Origin of the sequence: Sphingomonas faeni (assembly GCF_023195535.1) — a bacterium.
Classification (GTDB): Bacteria; Pseudomonadota; Alphaproteobacteria; order Sphingomonadales; family Sphingomonadaceae; genus Sphingomonas; species Sphingomonas faeni_B.
The window spans coordinates 461,412-480,737 of sequence record NZ_JALPNF010000001.1; the positions used below are offsets into that span (position 1 = coordinate 461,412).

At 66.4% G+C, this 19,326-nt stretch carries 12 protein-coding genes; 9 read left to right on the top strand and 3 right to left on the bottom strand.

Translation table 11 applies throughout. From position 1 onward, the window contains the following. Positions 1–22 precede the first annotated feature (22 nt). Positions 23–496 carry an Lrp/AsnC family transcriptional regulator gene (locus SPHN_RS01890; RefSeq protein WP_248520779.1) on the top strand — a complete coding sequence of 158 codons (474 nt, stop codon included), beginning with the start codon at positions 23–25 and terminating at the stop codon, positions 494–496. A gap of 65 nt (positions 497–561) precedes the next feature. Here the strand turns inward: SPHN_RS01890 and SPHN_RS01895 are convergent, their stop codons facing one another. After that, positions 562–1,605: a rod shape-determining protein gene (locus SPHN_RS01895; protein ID WP_248520780.1), complete on the bottom strand. Its 1,044-nt coding sequence runs from the start codon at positions 1,603–1,605 to the stop codon at positions 562–564. A 391-nt stretch (positions 1,606–1,996) separates the two neighbouring features. Here SPHN_RS01895 and SPHN_RS01900 point away from each other — a divergent pair, with 391 nt between their 5' ends. The 5 genes from SPHN_RS01900 to SPHN_RS01920 all read left to right on the top strand — a co-directional run bounded on the left by SPHN_RS01900 (position 1,997) and on the right by SPHN_RS01920 (position 9,925). Then, positions 1,997–3,349, top strand: a complete 1,353-nt coding sequence (locus SPHN_RS01900; protein WP_248520781.1) for a glycoside hydrolase 5 family protein — start codon at positions 1,997–1,999, stop codon at positions 3,347–3,349. After that, the gene (locus SPHN_RS01905) at positions 3,349–4,356 is read left to right on the top strand and encodes a glycosyl hydrolase (protein WP_248520782.1); all 1,008 of its coding nucleotides are present in this window, start codon (positions 3,349–3,351) and stop codon (positions 4,354–4,356) included. Before SPHN_RS01900 ends, SPHN_RS01905 begins: the two co-directional genes overlap by 1 nt. Continuing rightward, a complete protein-coding gene (locus SPHN_RS01910; RefSeq protein ID WP_248520783.1) occupies positions 4,335–5,450 on the top strand; it encodes an SGNH/GDSL hydrolase family protein in 1,116 nt (371 codons plus the stop codon). Before SPHN_RS01905 ends, SPHN_RS01910 begins: the two co-directional genes overlap by 22 nt. A gap of 87 nt (positions 5,451–5,537) precedes the next feature. Beyond that, on the top strand, positions 5,538–8,087 hold the full coding sequence (locus tag SPHN_RS01915; RefSeq protein WP_248520784.1) for a glycoside hydrolase family 3 protein: 2,550 nt from the start codon (positions 5,538–5,540) through the stop codon (positions 8,085–8,087). Next, positions 8,084–9,925: a glycoside hydrolase family 9 protein gene (locus SPHN_RS01920; RefSeq protein WP_248520785.1), complete on the top strand. Its 1,842-nt coding sequence runs from the start codon at positions 8,084–8,086 to the stop codon at positions 9,923–9,925. The genes SPHN_RS01915 and SPHN_RS01920 overlap by 4 nt, the downstream gene beginning before the upstream one ends. An 82-nt stretch (positions 9,926–10,007) precedes the next feature. Here SPHN_RS01920 and SPHN_RS01925 read toward each other — a convergent pair whose 3' ends face one another. Further along, positions 10,008–11,024 carry a cupin-like domain-containing protein gene (locus SPHN_RS01925; RefSeq protein WP_248520786.1) on the bottom strand — a complete coding sequence of 339 codons (1,017 nt, stop codon included), beginning with the start codon at positions 11,022–11,024 and terminating at the stop codon, positions 10,008–10,010. A 37-nt stretch (positions 11,025–11,061) separates the two neighbouring features. Continuing rightward, positions 11,062–14,478 (bottom strand): TonB-dependent receptor, encoded by a 3,417-nt coding sequence (locus SPHN_RS01930; protein WP_248520787.1) that lies wholly within the window; start codon positions 14,476–14,478, stop codon positions 11,062–11,064. A gap of 265 nt (positions 14,479–14,743) precedes the next feature. Between SPHN_RS01930 and SPHN_RS01935 the strand changes: the two genes are divergently transcribed. Genes SPHN_RS01935 through SPHN_RS01945 form a run of 3 tightly spaced genes read left to right on the top strand, consistent with a single transcriptional unit; the run spans position 14,744 to position 19,262 of the window. Next, a complete protein-coding gene (locus SPHN_RS01935; protein ID WP_248520788.1) occupies positions 14,744–16,264 on the top strand; it encodes a tryptophan halogenase family protein in 1,521 nt (506 codons plus the stop codon). After that, positions 16,261–17,733: a tryptophan 7-halogenase gene (locus SPHN_RS01940; protein WP_248520789.1), complete on the top strand. Its 1,473-nt coding sequence runs from the start codon at positions 16,261–16,263 to the stop codon at positions 17,731–17,733. The genes SPHN_RS01935 and SPHN_RS01940 overlap by 4 nt, the downstream gene beginning before the upstream one ends. Beyond that, positions 17,730–19,262, top strand: a complete 1,533-nt coding sequence (locus SPHN_RS01945; protein ID WP_248520790.1) for a tryptophan halogenase family protein — start codon at positions 17,730–17,732, stop codon at positions 19,260–19,262. Before SPHN_RS01940 ends, SPHN_RS01945 begins: the two co-directional genes overlap by 4 nt. Positions 19,263–19,326 lie beyond the last annotated feature (64 nt).

Here is a 19,326-nt window from a genome sequence, read left to right on the forward strand (position 1 = left end):
TTGAGACGTCAGGAGCGGCGTAATGCCCGATAAAGTGGATCACGCCAGTGAGATCGACCAGTTCGACCGCCGCATCATCGACCTTCTGCGCGACGACGGCCGGATGTCCGTCGCCGAACTCGCGCGTCGCGTCGGATTGTCGAAGACGCCCTGCCAGGTCCGGCTCAAACGCCTGCTCGATCAGGGCTATATCCGCGGGTTCCGCGCGGTGCTCGATCCGGTCAAGCTCGGGGTCGATCACATCGCCTTCACCGAGGTGAAGCTGTCCGACACGCGCGAGGCGGCGCTCGACGCGTTCCGCCGTGCGGTGCTCGCGATCCGCGAGGTCGAGGAATGCCACATGATCGCCAGCAGCTTCGACTATCTGCTGAAGGTCCGCACGCCCGACATCCGCCGCTACCGCGAGGTGCTGGGCGAGCGGATCTCGAGCCTGCCGCACGTCGCGAGCACCTCGACCTTCGTCGCGATGGAGACGATCCGCGACGGCGCGATGTAGTCAGGCCCACATGGCAGGGATCTAGCCCGCCTCGACCTGCTACTGGCCGCGCACATCCGACCCGCTCAAACCTCGGTCATCACGCCCTGCAAGATCGGTTCCTCCATCGCCCTTCCCGCGCCTATCGCGACGCAGGTCAACGCGTCCTCGGCCACGATCACGGGCAGGCCGGTCGCGTCGGACAGAACCGCGTCGAGCCCCACGAGCAGCGATCCACCGCCGGTCATCACTATCCCCTGCTCACAGATATCGGCCGCCAACTCCGGCTCGGTCTTTTCCAGCGCCGTCAGCACGGTCTCGACGATCTGACCGACCAGATCGGCGAGCGAGCCTGCAATATCGGCCTGGGTAACCTCGATCTCGCGCGGCACCCCGGCGCGAAGATCGCGACCTTTGACGCGCATCGTCTCGCCGATCCCGTCCTCGGGCATGCGGGCCATCCCGGCGGCCAGCTTGACGCGCTCCGCCGTTGCCTCGCCGATCACCAGGTTGTGCTTGCGGCGAATCATCGACGCAATCGCATCGTCCATCTTGTCGCCGCCAACGCGCGCCGACGTGCTGTAGGCGAGCCCGCGTAACGACAGCACCGCAACCTCCGTCGTGCCGCCGCCAATATCCACCACCATCGCACCGACAGGTTCGGTCACGGGCAATCCCGCCCCGATCGCCGCGGCCATCGGCTCCTCGATCAGATATACTTTCCGCGCGCCGGCGTTGGACGCCGCCTGCCGGATCGCGCGGCGTTCGACCAAAGTCGCGCCCGAGGGAATGCAGATCGCGATTTCCGGGTAGCGGGGCATCCGGCTGTGCCCACCATGGACCTTGTCGATGAAGAACTTGATCATCTGCTCGGCGACGTCGAGATCGGCGATCACGCCATCGCGCATCGGCCGGATGGTCTCGATCCCGTCGGGCGTCTTGCCCATCATCAGCTTCGCCTCGGCGCCCACCGCTCGAACTTGCTGGACGCCGTCTCGGGTTTCGATCGCAACGACCGAGGGTTCGTTCAGGACGATCCCCTGCCCGCGCAGATAGACGACGGTGTTCACCGTACCGAGATCGATTGCCATGTCGCTGGACGCACGGCTGAAAAAACGGGGAAGGCGCATCGGGATTACAGTCTGCAACAGGGGCATGCGCGGTGGGCCGCGGTCGCCATATGCTGGCGTCGTGAGATCGTCGTGCGATCCGCGTCAATCCGTCTGCGTCCGGCCGGGCGATCCGGACGACGGTTATGTGTTCGCGCCACCGCATGCGCGCATCCGCAGTACCCGCCAAGGCATGACCCGCGACTGCATCGCGTCATTCCCGACCACGCCGAAAGCCCGTTACAGCCGAGTGACCGAGCCAAAGAAGCTCTGCCGGCCGTCATACGCACACATTACCCAAATGATTTTTTGTTTTCCCGATGATACGCATGGACCGCACGTTTTGGATTCGGCAAATACCAAACAGCGTGCAGCAGACACGGTGTGAGATGGATGGGGGCATGACATGACTATGAACCGGCGCACGGCGCTCGTTACTGGCGCCGCGACGATCACCGGCGCCGCGCTTCTGGCCGCCTGTGCGACCGTGCCGCAACGCAGCGATCCTCACCCCCCTTCGGCCTTCGTGACCGTCGTCGGACACGGCTTCGGACGCGACGGCAAGCCGTATCGCTATGCCGGGGCGAACATCTGGTACGGCGCGTGGCTCGGTGCGGATACCGCGTACGGCAACCGTGCACGGCTCGCGCGCGAGCTGGACCGATTGAAGGCACTTGGCGTCCGTAACCTCCGCATTCTCGGTTCGGCCGAATTGTCACCGCTCAAGAACTCGATCACCCCCGGTTTCCGCGACAAGACCGCGACCTATAACGAGGATCTGCTCAAGGGCCTCGACTGGACGCTCGCCGAGATGGCTAAGCGCGACATGACCGGCGTGATCTACCTCACCAACTTCTGGGAATGGTCGGGCGGGATGATGACGTATCTGTCGTGGGTCAACGGCGGCAAGTACATCAACATGAACGACCCGGCACATCCGTGGCCCGAGTTCGCCGACTGGAACGCCGCGTTCTACACCAGCGGCCAGGCTCAGGCGATGTACCGCGACTATATCCGTGCGGTCGTCTCGCGGACCAACAGCGTCACCGGCATGGCGTATTCCGCCGACCCGACGATCATGGCATGGCAGCTCGCCAACGAACCGCGCCCGGCCGGGTCGGACAAGGTGGCGGTGCCCAACCTATCGCACTTCTACCGCTGGGTCGACGAGACCGCACGGTACATCAAGACGCTCGATCCCAACCACCTCGTCTCGACCGGGTCGGAAGGGCTGAAGGGTTCGATCGAGCGCGAGGACGTCGTGCTCGCCGCGCACAAGTCGCCGTCGATCGACTACCTCACCGCGCATATCTGGCCGAACAACTGGACCTGGATGGACGCGGACAATCTCGCCGGCACCTATGACGCCGGCGCGGCGAAGGTGGCCGACTATATTGACGCGCATATCCGGCTCGCCACGACGCTCGGCAAGCCGCTGGTGATCGAGGAGTTCGGCTACCCGCGCGACGGCCAGGCCGCCTATGATCCGTTCATCGCGACCGAATACAAGGACCGCTTCTACCGCCAGATCTATGCCGCGGTCGAAGCCAATGCGAAGGCTGGCGGGCCGCTCGCGGGCTCCAATTTCTGGGCGTGGAACGGCGAGGCGCGGACCAGCCATGCCGACCATCGGTTCCAGCGCGGCGACCTCGGCTATATGGGTGACCCCCCCCACGAACCGCAGGGCTGGTATGGCGTATTCGACAGCGACGTGTCGACGCAGGCCGTGATTCGCGCCCACGCTGCCGCGATGGCCAAGCTGTAATGCTCAACCGACGCGAAACGCTGGGCATGACCGCAGCGCTCGGCCTGCTCCACGGCGTCCCCGCGCTGGCAGCAATCCCGAACCGCCGCCTGAGCAATCCGAACGCCTCGCCCGCAGCACGCACGCTCTACGCGTATCTCTGGAGCCAATACGGCAGGAAAACGCTGACCGGCCAGCAGGAGCAGGGCTCGGGCCCGACCAATCCGAACGGCGAACTCGACTATCTGAAGCGCGTGACCGGCAAGCTCCCGGCGATCCTCGGGCTCGACTATATCGACCCGCGCGACAACGCCGCGGTGAACGATCGCGCGACCGCCTGGGCGTCGTCGGGCGGCATCGTCACGCTGTGCTGGCATTGGGGCGCCCCCGACATCGGCACCGGCTATGAGAATTCGAAGAAGGATTTCGACGTCGTCGCCGCGCTAAGGCCCGGCACGCCGCAGAACGTCGCGATGATGCGCGACATGACCGAGGTCGCGCGTCTGTTGAAGGTCCTGCAAGACCGCGGCGTGCCCGTCCTGTGGCGCCCGTTCCACGAATTCAGCGGCGACTGGTTCTGGTGGGGCAAGCACGGCCCCGACGCGTTCAAGGCCCTGTGGGCGCTGATGTACGACCAATTCACCCGCGTTCACCGTCTCGACAATCTGATCTGGGTGCTCGGCTGGGCCGGACAGAATGTCGACCCCGCCTGGTATCCGGGACGCGCGACGGTCGATGTCGCGGGCGCGGATATCTACGCCAAAGACCACGGCAATCTCGCACCGATGTTCGCGCAGGTTAAGGCCACCGTCGGCGACACCCTGCCGATCTGCCTGCACGAGAACGGCCCCGTCCCCGACCCCGCATCGCTCGGCCCGACGTCCGACTGGCTCTGGTTCATGACTTGGCACACGCGCTGGCTGACCGGCACCGACCAGAACACGCCCGATCAACTGCGCCGCGATTTCGCATCTAAACGCTACATCACCAAGGACGAGCTTCCCGCATGGCTGAAGGTCAAGGCATGAAGACGATCCTGGCGCTGCTCGGCGCAACATTACTGGCGGCAAGTGCAGCGGTCGCGCAGCCGGCAACGATCGCGCTCGTCGTGACAAAGCCGGGCGCCCCGCTCCCGCTCCACATCGGCGGCCGCGTCGAGCGCACCGCCGGTGGCTACGCGCGCCAATGGCCGGGTACCTATTTCGAGGCGGCGTTCAGCGGCCCCGCCGTCATGCTGAAGATCGGCGAAGGCGAGGTCATCCTCCGCGTCTCGGTCGACGGCGCCACGGTCGCCAAACTCGTCAAGCCGAAGCCGGGCACCTACCGCATCGCCGGGCTTGGCCGCGGCCGCCATAGCATCCGCGTCGACGTAGCCAGCGAAAGCCAGGCCGCCTCGACCGTCTTCGGCGGCTTCTACGCCGACCAGCGAACACGTGCCCTCCCCGCCCGCGCCCGTACCCGCCAGATCGAATTCATCGGCGACTCCCACACCGTCGGCTACGGCAACATCGCCACCAAGCGCGACTGCACGCAGGACGAGGTCTGGGCGACCACCGACACCTCGCTCGCGGTGCCCGCGCTTACCGCGCGCCGCTATGGCGCCGATTACCAGGTCAACGCGATCTCGGGTCGCGGCATCGTCCGCAATTACGACGGCTCGCCGGGCGATACCGTCCCCACCGCCTACCCGTTCACGCTGTTCGACAAGGCCAAGCGTTACGCCGACCCGGCCTGGCACCCGAGCCTGTTTGTCATCGCGCTCGGCACCAACGACTTCACCACCCCGCTGAAGGCCACCGAACCGTGGAAGACGCGCGACGCGCTCCACGCGGCTTACGAAACGCGTTACGTCGACTTCGTGAAGCAGCTTCGCGCGCGCAATCCCGACGCGGATGTCGTCCTCTGGGCGACCGACATGGCGGACGGCGAGATCGCCGCGGAGGTCGGCAAGGTCGCCGCGCGCCTTAAGGCCGAAGGCGCCCGCGACATCGCGTTCATCCCCGTCACCGGCCTCGCCTTCAGCGGCTGCCACGCTCACCCTTCGACCGCGGACGACGCCCGGATCGCGACCGCACTCGCCGGGTATATCGACGCGCATCCGACGCTGTGGTCGCAAGAATAAGCAAATGATTTGCATCGTGTTACCGCAACCACGTAGCACGGCAACCAAGGTGCGGACCGGGGTCGCGTACCATCCGGGGAGAGTATGATGTCGGCAGGGTTTTCCACGTTCACGATCGCGCTGTTGCTGCAATCGGCCGCGACACCTCTTCCTGCGCCGGTCAAGCCTGCCCCGATCGCGCCCGCCAAGCTGTCGGCGGTCGCGCACCCCGAGCTTTGGCCGACCGCCACCGCGCGTCCCTCGCGCGATCCGAAGGTCGAGGCGCGGATCGACGCGATCATGAAACGCATGTCGGTCGCGGACAAGATCGGCCAGCTGATCCAGGTCGACATCGCCAGCATTACGCCCGACGACCTGCGCACCTACAAGCTCGGCTCGATCCTCAACGGCGGCAATGCCGGCCCCGGCGGCAACGACCTCGCGCCGCCGGTCGAATGGCTCAAACTCGCCGACGAATATTACGACGCGTCGATGGCGCGCAGCGACGGCCGCCCCGCGATCCCGGTGATCTGGGGCACCGACGCGGTCCACGGCAACAACAACATCCCCGGCGCGACGCTCTTCCCGCACAATATCGGGCTGGGCGCAGCGCGCGACCGCGACCTGATGCGCGAGATCGGCCACGTCACCGCGATCGAGACCGCCGCCGCCGGCATCGACTGGACCTTCGCGCCAACGCTCGCCGTCGTCCGCGACGATCGCTGGGGCCGTACTTACGAGAGTTATTCGGAAGAGCCGACCGTGCAGGCGGATTATGCCGGTGCGCTGATCGACGGCATCCAGGGCAAGGTCGGCACCAAGGAGTTCCTCGCTCCGGACCACGTCATCGCGACCACCAAGCATTTCCTTGGCGACGGCGGCACCGGCGGTCGCGACCAGGGCGACGCGCTGATCCCCGAAACCACGCTGCGCGATATCCACCTCGGCGGCTACCCGGCCGCGATCGAGGCCGGCACGCAATCGGTGATGGCCAGCTTCTCGAGCTGGAACGGCGCCAAGATGCACGGCAACAAGAGCCTGCTGACCGGCGTACTCAAGGACCGCCTGCACTTCGATGGCTTTGTGGTCGGCGACTGGAACGGCCACGGCCAGGTCGACGGCTGCAGCAACGAGAGTTGCGCCGCGGCGATCAACGCCGGGCTCGACATGTTCATGTATTCGGGCTCCGGCTGGAAGACGCTCTACGACAACACGCTGAAGCAGGCGCAGTCGGGCGAGATCCCCGCCGCACGCCTCGACGACGCGGTCCGCCGCATCCTCCGCGTGAAAATCCGCGCCGGCACGTTCGATCGCGGTCGCCCGTCGTCGCGCAACCTCGCCGGCAAGATGACCCTCATCGGTGCCGCCGATCACCGCGCAATCGCACGGCGTGCAGTGGCCGAGTCGATGGTCCTGCTCAAGAACGAAGGCGGCCTGCTCCCGCTGAAACCCTCCGCCAACATCCTCGTCGCGGGCGGAGGTGCGGACAACATTCCGCAACAGGCCGGCGGCTGGTCGCTGACGTGGCAGGGCGGCGGCACCACCAACGCGAACTTCCCCAATGCCGAGACGATCTGGTCCGGCATCAGCACCGCGGTCAAGGACGCCGGCGGCACCGCGACGCTGTCGGCGGACGGCAGCTTCGCCAAGAAGCCCGACGCGGCGATCGTCGTGTTCGGCGAACAACCCTATGCTGAGTTCAAGGGCGACCGCCCGAACCTCGAATACAGCGCCGAGGACAAGTCCGACCTCGAACTCCTGCGCAAATTGAAGGCAGCAGGCGTGCCGGTCGTGGCGGTGTTCCTGTCGGGCCGCCCGCTCTGGGTGAACGCCGAACTGAACGCCTCCGATGCGTTCGTCGCGGCGTTCCTGCCGGGCAGCGAAGGCGGCGGCGTCGCCGACGTACTGTTCCGCAAGAAGGACGGCAGCGTCGCCAACGACTTCCGCGGCAAGCTCAGTTTCTCCTGGCCGAAGCGCCCCGACCAGTATGTCCTCAACCGCTCCGATCCCGGCTACGACCCGTTGTTCGCATTCGGCTATGGCCTCAGCTACGCCAAGCCGGGCACCGTCCCCAAGCTCGACGAAACCCGCCCTGCCGGCATGGCCGCATCGTCGAACGGCACGATCTTCGGCAAGGGCCGCGTTCCCGAGGGCTGGTCGCTCACCCTGGTCGAGCAGGACCAGTCGAAGGTCCGCCTGCTTGGCGTTAACGCGACGACCGCGACCAAGCGCCTCACCGCCTCCGCAGTCGATCGCCGTCGCCAGGAGGACGCGCGTTCGCTCGTCTGGACCGGTGGCGCTGCGGACGCCCGCGTCGAGGCCTCGGGCCCGCTCGACCTCACGCGCGAGAGCAATGGCGAGCTGAGCATCGTCGTCGACGTCCGCGTCGATCGCGCGGGCAGCGCACCGGTCGGTCTCGGCATGGTCAGCAACGACGGCAAGGCCGTGACGGTGCCGATCACCAAGACGCTCGCGGCGGGCAAGCCCGGCGATTGGCAACAGGTGATCGTCCCGCTGCAATGCTTCGCCAAGCGCGGCATCGACATGGCGCACGTCACCGCGCCGTTCGTGATCGCCACCGACGGCAAGCTCGGCCTGTCGATCTCCGACGTGAAGATCGACTCCGCGCCCGTGCCGATGACGAAGTGCGGCGATTGAGCCGGCTCCTTCTGGGTGCGGCGGCCGTCCTGCTGACGACCGCCGCCACGCAAGCCCCGCCCGCACCGATCCGGATCGACCAGGCCGGATTCGAGACGACCGGCCCCAAGCTCGCGGTCCTGCCATCTGCGCAGACGAAACCGCTCGGATGGACGCTCACCGACGCGCGCGGCAAGATCGTCGCGTCGGGGCAGACGGTACCGGTCGGTCCCGATACAGCCTCGGTCGAAAGCGTCCACCGGATCGACTTCGGCACGTTCCACACGCCCGGCACCGGCTATCGCCTCCACGTCGGCACGGACGCCAGCCACCCCTTCGCGATCGCCGACCGTCCGTTCGCGCGCGTGGCAACCGCGGCAATGGCGTTCTTCTACCAGCAGCGCAGCGGCGTTCCGATCCTGGCTGCGTACGTCGAACGCAAGGACCTCGCCCGCCCCGCCGGCCATGCCCCCGACATCGCCACCTGCTTTGCCGGCGTCGACCAGAAGGGCGTCCAATGGCCCGGGTGCAACTACAAGCTCGACGCGACCGGCGGCTGGTACGACGCCGGCGACCACGGCAAATACGTCGTCAACGGCGGCGTCTCGACCTGGACCCTGCTCGACCTTCACGAAAGGTTAGCCGCGTTCGGAGACGCCACCGCGTTCGCCGACGGCCACCTCGCGCTGCCCGAACGCACCAACGGCAAGGACGACCTGCTCGACGAAGCGCGCGTCGAAGTCGCCTTCCTCTTGGCAATGCAAATCCCAGACGGGACACGTCTAGCCGTCGCGCCCGACGCTGGCGTCGCGGGCAAGACCATCACCCGGTTCGCGACGATCGACGCGAGCGGGCTGGTCCACACCAAGATCGCCGACGAGAACTGGACCGGGCTTCCGACAGCGCCCGCCGACGACCGCCGGACCCGATTCCTCTATCCGCCCTCGACCGCGGCGACGCTCAATATGGTCGGGGTCGCAGCACAATGCGCGCGGGTCTGGCGGACGATCGACCCCGGCTTTGCCGCCAGGTGCCTCACCGCCGCACGCCGCGGTTGGGCTGCGGCGCTGCGGCATCCCGACCTGCTCACCAGCTCGGACTTCACCGGAAGCGGCGGCTATGGCGACCCCGACGTCCGCGACGAATTCACCTTTGCCGCGGCACAGCTCTACGCGACGACCCGCGAATCCGCGTTTCTCGATCGCCTGCGCAGTGACGGCTTCTTCACCGATCCCGGTACGGATATCGGCTGGGGCTCGCTGAAACTGGCCGGTGCGCTGACGCTCGCGACCCTGCCCGACGCGCTGCCCGCGCACGATCGCGCCAAGCTCCGCAGCCGTATCACCGCGCTCGCCGACGGCTTCGTCGCCGATGGCAAGCGCAGCGGCTATGGCATACCCTTTGGTGGTACCAACTACCCCTGGGGCTCGAGCAGTTCGATCCTCAACCGCGCGATCGTGCTCGGCGTCGCGTGGCAGATCGACCGCAAGCCCGCCTACCGCGACGCGGTGGTATCGAGCCTCGACTATATCCTCGGCCGCAACCCGCTCGACCGGTCCTACGTCACTGGCATCGGCACGCGCCCGATGCAGCACCCGCATCACCGCTTCTGGGCGGCCGCAGCAGACAAGCGCTACCCCGCGCCACCCACCGGCGTGCTCTCAGGCGGTCCTAACTCGGCGGCCGCGAAAGAGCCCGGCCCGCTAAAGGGCTGTGCGCCGCAAACCTGCTGGATCGACGACTACCGCGCCTTCACCGTCAACGAAGTCGCGATCAACTGGAATGCCCCGCTGGTGTGGACCGCAGCGTTCCTGGACGCGACCCGCGCACGTTCCGATCCAGCCCTGCCGTCATCCTGACGAAAGTCAGGACCCAGGATACCGAGCGGAGCATTCGCGGCTCTGGGTCCTGACTTTCGTCAGGATGACGTACAATGTCTCGCTACAGCCGCTCAAGCGTCCGCGCGAGATACCCACGGATCGCGTCGGTCCGCTCCGGCGACGGGCTGCCGAGCACGCCGCGCATCGCCTCGGGCAGATGCGCGGCTGCAGCCTTCGCCTCATCCCCGAACACGTATTGATCGAACCAGCCGCGCACCGCCGCACGCTCGCCCTCGGGCAAGTCACGAATCGCCAAGATCGCGTGGACCAGCGCCGGAAACGGCGAGGCCGCGCCCGCCTGCCCCCACCAGTAATTGACCAGCACGTTGAACCGCCCAAGCGCCTTGACGTCATGCCACCACATCGACGGAATAAAGATCGCATCGCCCGGCTCCAGCACCGTCACCTGCATCTGCGCACGCGCCTCGGCAAATCGCGGATACCGCTCCAAATCAGGCGCTTCGAGATCGACCAAGCTCACCGGCTGGCCGGCGATCGTGACATCGAGCGGCCCGACGTACAGGTTCGGCCCCTGCTCGGGCGGGAACAGGCAGAACCGCCGCCGCCCCGCGACCACCACCGCGACGTTGCTCGACACGTCGTAATGCGTCGACACCCGGCTCTCGTTGCCGATCCACACGCGCGGCACAGCATCGGGCGTGGGCAGCGGCAGGACGTTCGTCTCCGCCCAACCCGGCAAGAACTCTCCCGCCGCCGCAGCGCCTGCATAGATCGCCGGTGCACCCGCCACGCCCTGAAGCGCGATCAGCTGCGCGACCAAGGTCGGGATCGGCGCCTTCGCACGCTCGAAATTAAAGCCGCTCAAGTCGTCGCTGTAGAAAAACCGCCCGCGTACGTCGTTTTGCGCGACCATGACGTCGGCAGAACGCCCGCCATCGAACGACACGATATGCTCGCCGATCGCACGATCCGAGGTTCGCGCGGCGCGAACGGCTGGCCAGTCCGCCGCAAGTCCACGCATGACGACCGGTCGATAGCCGTGCGCGATCTCGGCCTCGAACCGCGCCGCGTCGATCGCACCGGTTTCGGCAACCGGAAGGCCAAGGATCTCACTCATCGCGTGCGTGTAATCCCCGGCCTTCCGTCGCGCTACCTCAGAAGGTCATGCGCGCCGAGAGCGTGTACGACCGGTCGTTCTTGAAGAAGCTTCGCGGCGCTTCCAGCCCTGCACCGTTCAGCAGGAAGTTGGTCTTGGTCGTCTCGTCGAGCAGGTTCGACGCGGTCACGCCGAGCTTGAAATGCTCGTTCACCGTCACGAACGCCGAGGCATCGAGCTGTCCGGTCGGCAGTGCGTAGACCGGCAGGAACGGGAAGCAGCAATCGCGGTTGGTCAGCAGGAACTTCGACCGCCAGCTATACGCGACGCGGGCATAGAACGGACCCTTGTCGTAGAAGCCGGCGAGGTTGACGGTATGCTTCGACAGGCCCTGCAACGGCAGGTTATCGTACAGACCGGCGACGTCCTGCGGTGGACGGCTGCCATCCGCGGCGCCGTTGGCGGGGATCGGGTTGGGGATCTTGCCCGCCTTCACATAGGTGTAGTTCGCCTGCAGGCCGAGGCCGCCGAGCGCGCCGGGCAGGAAGTCGAAGGTCTGCTGGTACGCGATTTCCGCACCCTTGATCCGCGACTTGCCGTCGACGTTTGCGGGGCCGCTGACCTGCACGTCGAACGTCTGGCCGTTGTTGGTCAGCGTGCGGGTGTAGCCGAGATTGTCGACGATGATGTTCGACAGCGTCTTGTGGAACACCGTCGCGGTCAGCGAGCCGACCTTCGAGAAATACCATTCGCTGGTCAGGTCGAACTGGAGCGCCTCGACCGGACGCAGGAACGGATTGCGCGACTGCGCGGCGAACTGGAAGTTACCGGCCGTATTGCCGCCCGACGCGCCGACGCCGACATAGTTGCGCAGATCGCCGAAATTGGGTCGCGAGATCGCCTTCGAGCCTGCCGCACGGAACAGCAGGGTCGGCGTCACCTGAAGCTTCACGTTCGCGCTCGGCAACCAGAAGTTGAACTTTTGCTTGGCGATATCGGGCGTCGACGATCCATTGGCATAGGCAAGGATCGCGGCCTGCTGCGCTGCCGGCACGGTGCAGATCGGGTTGATCGATCCCGATGTCGGCGGCACGTCGCGCTGCGACTGACAGAAGCCGGCCAGCGTCGCCGGATAGGTGCCGCCATTGGGGTTGGCGGGCAGATTGCTTGGATCGAAGATCGTATTCTGCTGCGGGAAGGTGATCGCGCCGTCCGAATTGTCCTTCGTGCGCACGAAACGCAGGCCGACATTGCCCGTCAGGCTCATGCCGTTCCCAAAATCCTCGACGCCGAAATCGGCGCGGGCATAGGCGGCCATGGTCTGCTCGCGGTTCCGATACACTTCGTTCGGCAGATAGGCACCGTCGATCAGCGCGCTGCCGTCCGAGGTCTTACGATCCTCCGCGGGCGTGTAGGTGCCACCGCCGAGCGCCGTGATCTTGCGCAGCAGATCGGTGAACGCATCGTGATCGCGCAGAATGTCGTCGGCGACGAACGTCGCGCTCGGCGGCGTGTTGGTCTTTCCGCGGAAGAAGTTGGTGAAGTTGTGCAGGCTCTGCTCGTTCTGCTCGAGCGCGGCGTAGGTCACGGGACCGTTCGCCGCCCAGGTCTCCGACAGATAGCCCCAGTTGTTGTAGTCGACCGCCTTCACCGTCTGCTTGCGATCGGCGTACCGACCGCCGACCCGGACGTTGCGCAGGAACGCGGTGTCGCTGACATCGAACTGCGCATCGCCGCGGAACGCCAGCTCGTGGCCCTTATTGTCCTGGCGGCCATTGAAGGCGTCGCGGAAATAGATCGAGTTGGGGTTGGCGAAATAGCTGGTCGTGTCGAAGCCCGGCGTGATCGACGTGATCTGCGGGATGCCGCCACGCAGGTCGATGGCGGTCTGGCTGAACGTCGCGGTGTCGAGGATGTCGTCGCGTACCTTCACCTTCGACGTCGCATACTGACCGTCGAAGTTCAGGTGGAGGCGATCGATCGGCTCGAACTTGATGTTGATCGACTGATCCTGCGAAATCGACTTCGAAAAGAAGTGACGGTTGGATTCGGTCGTGAACACGCCGTTCGGCGCGAACTGGGTCAGCGGGCAATAGGTTACCAGCGAACCATCGGCGTTGGTGCCGCAGCCGGCGGGATTGTTGCCGAATACCTGCCCGCTGCGCTTGCCGAGCGTACCGCTCGTGAAGACGCCGTCTTCGTCATAGGTGAAATCCGAACCACCGACCGGGAAGACGGTGTTGACATCGCCGTAATACACGTTCGGCTCGACCGTATGCTCGAGCCAGTCGTCGGTCGACTCGGCGCGTACGAACTGCCCGGTGATCAGCAAATTGCCCGAAGCGGTCTCATACTGTGCCGCCCCAGAATAGCCGATGCGCGTACGGTTGAAATCCTGCGAACGCGAGCCCGCACCCAATGGAGCGTAAACGACGTTGCGCCCGGCCGGCAGCGGGAAGGTATCGAACAACGTCGACTGGAACGGCGTTCCCGCGTTCAACACGCGGCCTTCGCCGGCATCCTGGACACCGTTGCCGTTCGTGTCGTCGTTGTAGCGCGGCAGCATCGACGAGACGAACACCGAGTCCGAACGGCTGTAGAGCTTCTGGTAAGTGCCGCTGGCGAGGATCCCGAACCGGCCTGCACTGCCCAGGTCGAACTGCTTCGAGACGAGCCCGACGAACTGCGGCGCGCCGCGCTTTGCCAGATCGCCGAGGTTCATGCCCGCCGACAGGAACAGCAGGTCCTTCTTCGAATCGAACGGCTTGCGCGTGTTGATGTTGACGGTGCCGGCGATGCCGCCCTCGACGAGATCGGCGGTGAGGTTCTTGAACACCTCGACCGAACCGACGATTTCCGCCGGGATGTCGTTGAAGCCGATCTCGCGACCGCCGCCTGCTGCAAACGCATCACGTCCGTTGAACTCGCCACGCACGTAGCTGAGACCGCGGATCACGACGCCCGAGCCTTGCGCCGAGTAATGCGCGGAGTCGCTGGGCGCTGCGAAGCGGCTGATCGACACGCCTGGCACGCGCTGCAGCGCTTCGTTGACCGACCGGTCGGGGAGCGCGCCGATATCTTCCGCGGTGATCGCGTCGACGACCGTGTCCGAGTTACGCTTGATGTTCTGCGCATTCGCCAGGCTCTGGCGAATGCCGGTGACGACGATCTCTTCACGCTCGGGATCGGGGGTCGGGTTGCCGGCGTCCTGCGACGCGCCCGACGTGCCCGTGGTGTTGCTCGCCGAACCCGGCGCCGTACCCGCTGTCGCCGAATCCAGGCTGGCCGAGCCCGACGTCGTGCTGGCGACGCCCGTGCCGGCGGGGGCCGGAACCGCCTGAGGATCGGATGCGGCGGGATCGGCGACCTGCGCGAACGCAGACGGCGCCATCACGGCGATTGCGATAACCGAAACGCTTGCGCCGACAAGACGCGACGCGCGAGCGATAGCCCGCGATGATGCAACACCAGCCATGATAACCCCCTAAGCATCCTTCAGCGCTATCGCCGCCGCTCATCGAGCAGACGATCTAATCGCGCTTCCCCAGATCGACGAACGTCCTTCGTTCGCCTTACCAAGGTGTTAGGCAGCAAAATTACGGACCACAAGATGAATAAGACAATTTGAAAGACAGATATGTCGGACATTGCGGAGGTGTTGCTAAAGTGTAACAGGCTCGGACCGGTCCTAAATGATAAGAGGCTGTGTAAACGGCGCTGGTGAGAGGATGATGGCGGAGATGCAGAGGGTGCCAACGCGGGTCGTGGTAGTCGGCGGCGGGACGGCGGGGTGGATGACGGCGGCGGCGTTGGTCCGGCTGTTGCCGACAGCCTGCACGGTCCACCTGGTCGAGTCGGCAGAGATCGGTATCGTCGGCGTCGGCGAGGCGACCCTGCCGCATATCCGCGCGTTCGTGGAGCGGCTCGGTCTCGACGAGGCGGACTTCATGCGCGCCACGCATGCGACCTTCAAACTCGGCATCGACTTCCGCGATTTCGGTGCGATCGGCGAAAGCTATATCCACCCGTTCGGGACGTTCGGTCGGCCGCTCGACGATGTCGGCTTCCATCACTACTGGCTGCGCCTCGCCGCCGAGGGACGCGCCGGACCGATCGGCGACTATTCGGTCGCGGTCGCCGCCGCCAAGAATCACCGGTTCGCGATCCCCGACGGTCCGGCGGACGACCTCGCCTCGAGCTTTGGCTATGCCTATCAGTTCGATGCGACGCTGTTCGGTCCCTATCTGCGCCGCTTTGCCGAAGCGCACGGCGCGCGCCGCACCGAAGCGCGGATCGTGTCGGTCGAACAGGACGCGGTGAGCGGCGACGTCCGGGCGCTCCGCCTGGATTCGGGAGAAACGATCGAGGGCGACCTGTTCGTCGACTGTTCCGGCTTTCGCAGTCTGCTGCTCGGTGACACGATGGCCGAGCCGTGGGAGGACTGGTCGCGCTGGCTTCCCTGCGATCGTGCCGTCGCGATGCCGTGCACGTCGCCCGAGGGACCGATCGAGCCCTATACGAGAGCAACGGCGAAATCGGCCGGGTGGCAGTGGCGGATCCCGCTCCAGCACCGTGTCGGCAATGGCTATGTCTATTCCAGCGCGCATATATCGGACCAGGCGGCCGCGGACGCGTTGGTCGCGTCGGTCGAGGGCGCGCCGCTTGCCGACCCGCGCTTCCTCAAATTCCGCGCCGGTCGCCGCCGCAACAGCTGGGTCGGCAACGTCGTCGCGGTCGGGCTCGCCTCGGGGTTCCTCGAACCGCTCGAATCGACCAGCATCTACCTCGCGCAGATGGCGATCACGCAGCTGATCGAGCTGTTCCCGCAAAATACCGCGGCGGCGGGGATCTCCGCTACCGACCGCGCCGAGTATAACCGCATGGTCGATATGGAATATGACCGCATCCGCGACTTCCTGATCCTGCATTATCACGCCACCAGGCGCGACGATTCGGACTTCTGGAACCATGTCCGGACGATGGCGGTCCCCGATACGCTCGCCGAGAAGATGGAGCTGTTCCGCCGCGCCGGTCGCGTGACTCAGTATGGCGAGGGGCTGTTCCTCGAACCGAGCTGGATCGCGGTCTATCTCGGCCAGGGGATCATCCCGCAGGCTTGGGACCAGCGCGCCGATCGCCCCGGACTCGACGGGCTCGATCGCGCGGTCGCCAGCCTGCGCGATCATGTCGCCGCCACCGCCACCGCGATGCCCGACCATGCCGCGTTCATCGCGCGACGCAACGCGACGATCGCCGCGTGACGAGCCGAACGCCGATCGCGAGCATTGCCGTGCTCGGCGCCGGGATCGTCGGTCTGTCCGCGGCGATCGCGTTCGCGCGTGCGCTGCCAGGGCTGGCCGTGACGCTGATCGAGACTCCCGAAAGCCCCGCAGCGCTGACGGATCGCCTCCCCGGCACCCTGCCTACGATCGCCGAATTCCACGACCGGATCGGGCTGCGCGAACGCGATCTTCTCGCGGCAGGTGCCACGCACCGGCTTGGCACGCGGCTGTCGGACTGGAGCGCCGACGGGACGCCGGTCGTGCTGGCGCATGGCGAGCGCGGCGGGACGATCGCACCCGGCGCGTTCTACCAGCATTGGCTGAACGTGCGGCGCAACGGCAAGGTCGCGGCGTTCGATGCCTTCTCGGTGCCCGCGGTCCTCGCCGCCGCCGAGAAATTCGTCCATCCGTCCGACGACCCGACCTCGCCGATCTCGGGCTTCGACTTTGCGCTACGGCTCGATCCGCCCCGCTACCGCGATCTGCTCCGCGCGCTTGCCCGCCATATCGGCATCGTCCCGGTTCCAGGCGCCCTTGCAGGTGTCGAGCGCGGTGAAGACGGGCGGGTCTCGGCGCTGGCGCTCGCGGACGGCCGCCGGGTCGTCGCCGATCTGTATCTCGACTGTTCGGGCCCGGCCGCACCGCTGCGCGCAGCGCTGGATACGCAGTGGGAGGATTGGCGGTCCTGGCTTCCGGTCGATCGACTGTTGCTGGGGACGGCGCTTGCGCAGCCCCCTACGCCCACCGATGGAATGGTCGCGATGCCCGCAGGCTGGCGGTTTGAAAGTCCCCTGCGCGACCGGACCTTGATCGGGCTGGCCTTTGCTGCCGATCAGACGTCGGATTCGAGCGCGCGCCGCATCCTGAGCGCAGGTGAAACGATCGTTCCGATTGCGCCGGGCGTCCGTACCGAACCCTGGAAGCACAACGTCCTCGCGCTGGGCGACGCTGCGGTCATGCTCGATCCGCTCGCCAACGCCAACCTGCACCTCGCCCACGCTGCCATTCTGCGCGCGATCGACCTGCTGCCGGGTCGCGATTGCGCGCCGACCGAACTCGCCGAATATAACCAGCGCAGTTACCGCCAGGCCGCGCGCGTCCGCGACTTCCAGGCCGCGCATTATCTGCCGACCGGACGAACGCGGGGGCCATTCTGGAAAAGGGCGTCACGCCTGGCCCGCCCCGACAGCCTTGCGCACACGCTGGAGCAGTTCGCGCACCGCGGTCGCCTGCCGTTCTACGAGGACGAGAGCTTCGACAAGGACGACTGGCACGGCCTGCTGCTGGGGCTCGGCATGGTCCCCCGCATCGCCGACCCGATCGCGTCGGCCAGCCCGCCCGAGCCGATTGCCGCGACGCTGAGGCGGCTTGCCGACGCGACCGCCGCGCTGCCTGCGCGGCTGCCGCCCTACCCCGCCTATCTCGCGCAACTGGAGCGTGCGCGATGACCGACCCGAACCCTGGCCCGATCCGCAAGGTCGTGATCGTCGGCGGCGGCACCGCCGGCTGGATGGCCGCCGCCGCCGCTGCGCGCTATCTCGACGATGGCCAGCGCCAGATCGTCCTGATCGAGTCCGACGCGATCGGCACTGTCGGCGTCGGCGAAGCGACGATCCCGCCGATTTTGGGATTCAACGCGCTCATCGGCGTCGACGAACGCGACTTCCTCCGCGCCACCGGTGCCACCTTCAAGCTCGGAATCGAATTCGTCGGCTGGGATACCGGCCAGGATCGCTACATGCACGCGTTCGGCGGTCATGGCCGCGATATCCAGGGGCTGGCGTTCCACCAGCTCTGGCTGAAACTGCGGGATCGACCCGGCATCGGCGGCCTCGATGCGTATGCGCCCTCCGCGGTCGCCGCGTATCTGCACAAGTTCGGCCTCCCCAACGGCCAGCAACCGCTCGCCTACGCCTATCATTTCGACGCCGGCTTCTATGCCGCGTTCCTGCGCCGCCGCGCCGAGGCGGGTGGGGTTACCCGGATCGAGGGGCGTATCACCGGCACCGATCGCCATGCCGACACCGGTCATGTCAGCGCGGTCCGGCTGGAGGATGGACGATCGGTCGACGGCGACCTCTTCATCGACTGCTCGGGATTTCGCAGCCTCCTGCTCGGCGAAACGATGGGCGTGCCGTTCGAGGACTGGTCGCACTGGCTGCCGTGCGATCGCGCGGTCGCGGTACCAACCGAACCGAGTACGCCGCTGCTGCCGTATACACGGGCGATCGCACGCACTGCCGGCTGGCAATGGCGCATTCCCCTGCAACACCGCACCGGCAACGGGCATGTCTATTCCAGCGCGCACATCTCGGATGACGAGGCTACCGCTACGTTGCTCGCGAACCTCGATTCCAGACCGACCGCCGAGCCGCGCCAGTTGCGGTTCAAGGCAGGTCGCCGGGAAAAGCTGTGGCAGGGCAACGTGGTCGCACTGGGGCTTGCCGGCGGGTTTCTCGAACCGCTCGAATCGACCAGCATCCACCTGATCCAGACCGGCATCTCGAAGCTGTTCGCGCTGTTCCCCGACCGCGGTTTTGCCGACGTCGAGCGCGACGAGTATAACCGCCTGATGGGCGACGCCTACACCTCGGTCCGCGACTTCATCATCCTGCACTACCACGCCACCCGGCGCGACGATTCCGCATTCTGGCGACATGTCCGGACGATGCCGATCCCCGACAGCCTGACGCGCAAGATCGCGCTGTTCCGCGAAAAGGGCCGCGTCTTCCGCTACGACGACGAACTGTTTGGGATTTCCAGCTGGGTGCAGGTGCTGCTCGGCCAGAACGTGATCCCGACCGGCTATGATCCGATCGTCGACGCGCTCGATGCGGACCGCGTGGCGGAGGCGATCTGCCAGATCCGCGCCGCGACCTTACGCAGCGCGCAGGCACTGCCGGGCCATGCCGAGTTCGTGGCGGGCCATGGACGGTTCCAAGGCGTTCCAGCGACGCCATCTCGGCGCACCGCCTAACGGCCAAAAAAAGGGCCCCGAAGCACGCCGGATGCGCTTCGGGGCCGGTAAGGCATTACGTGGT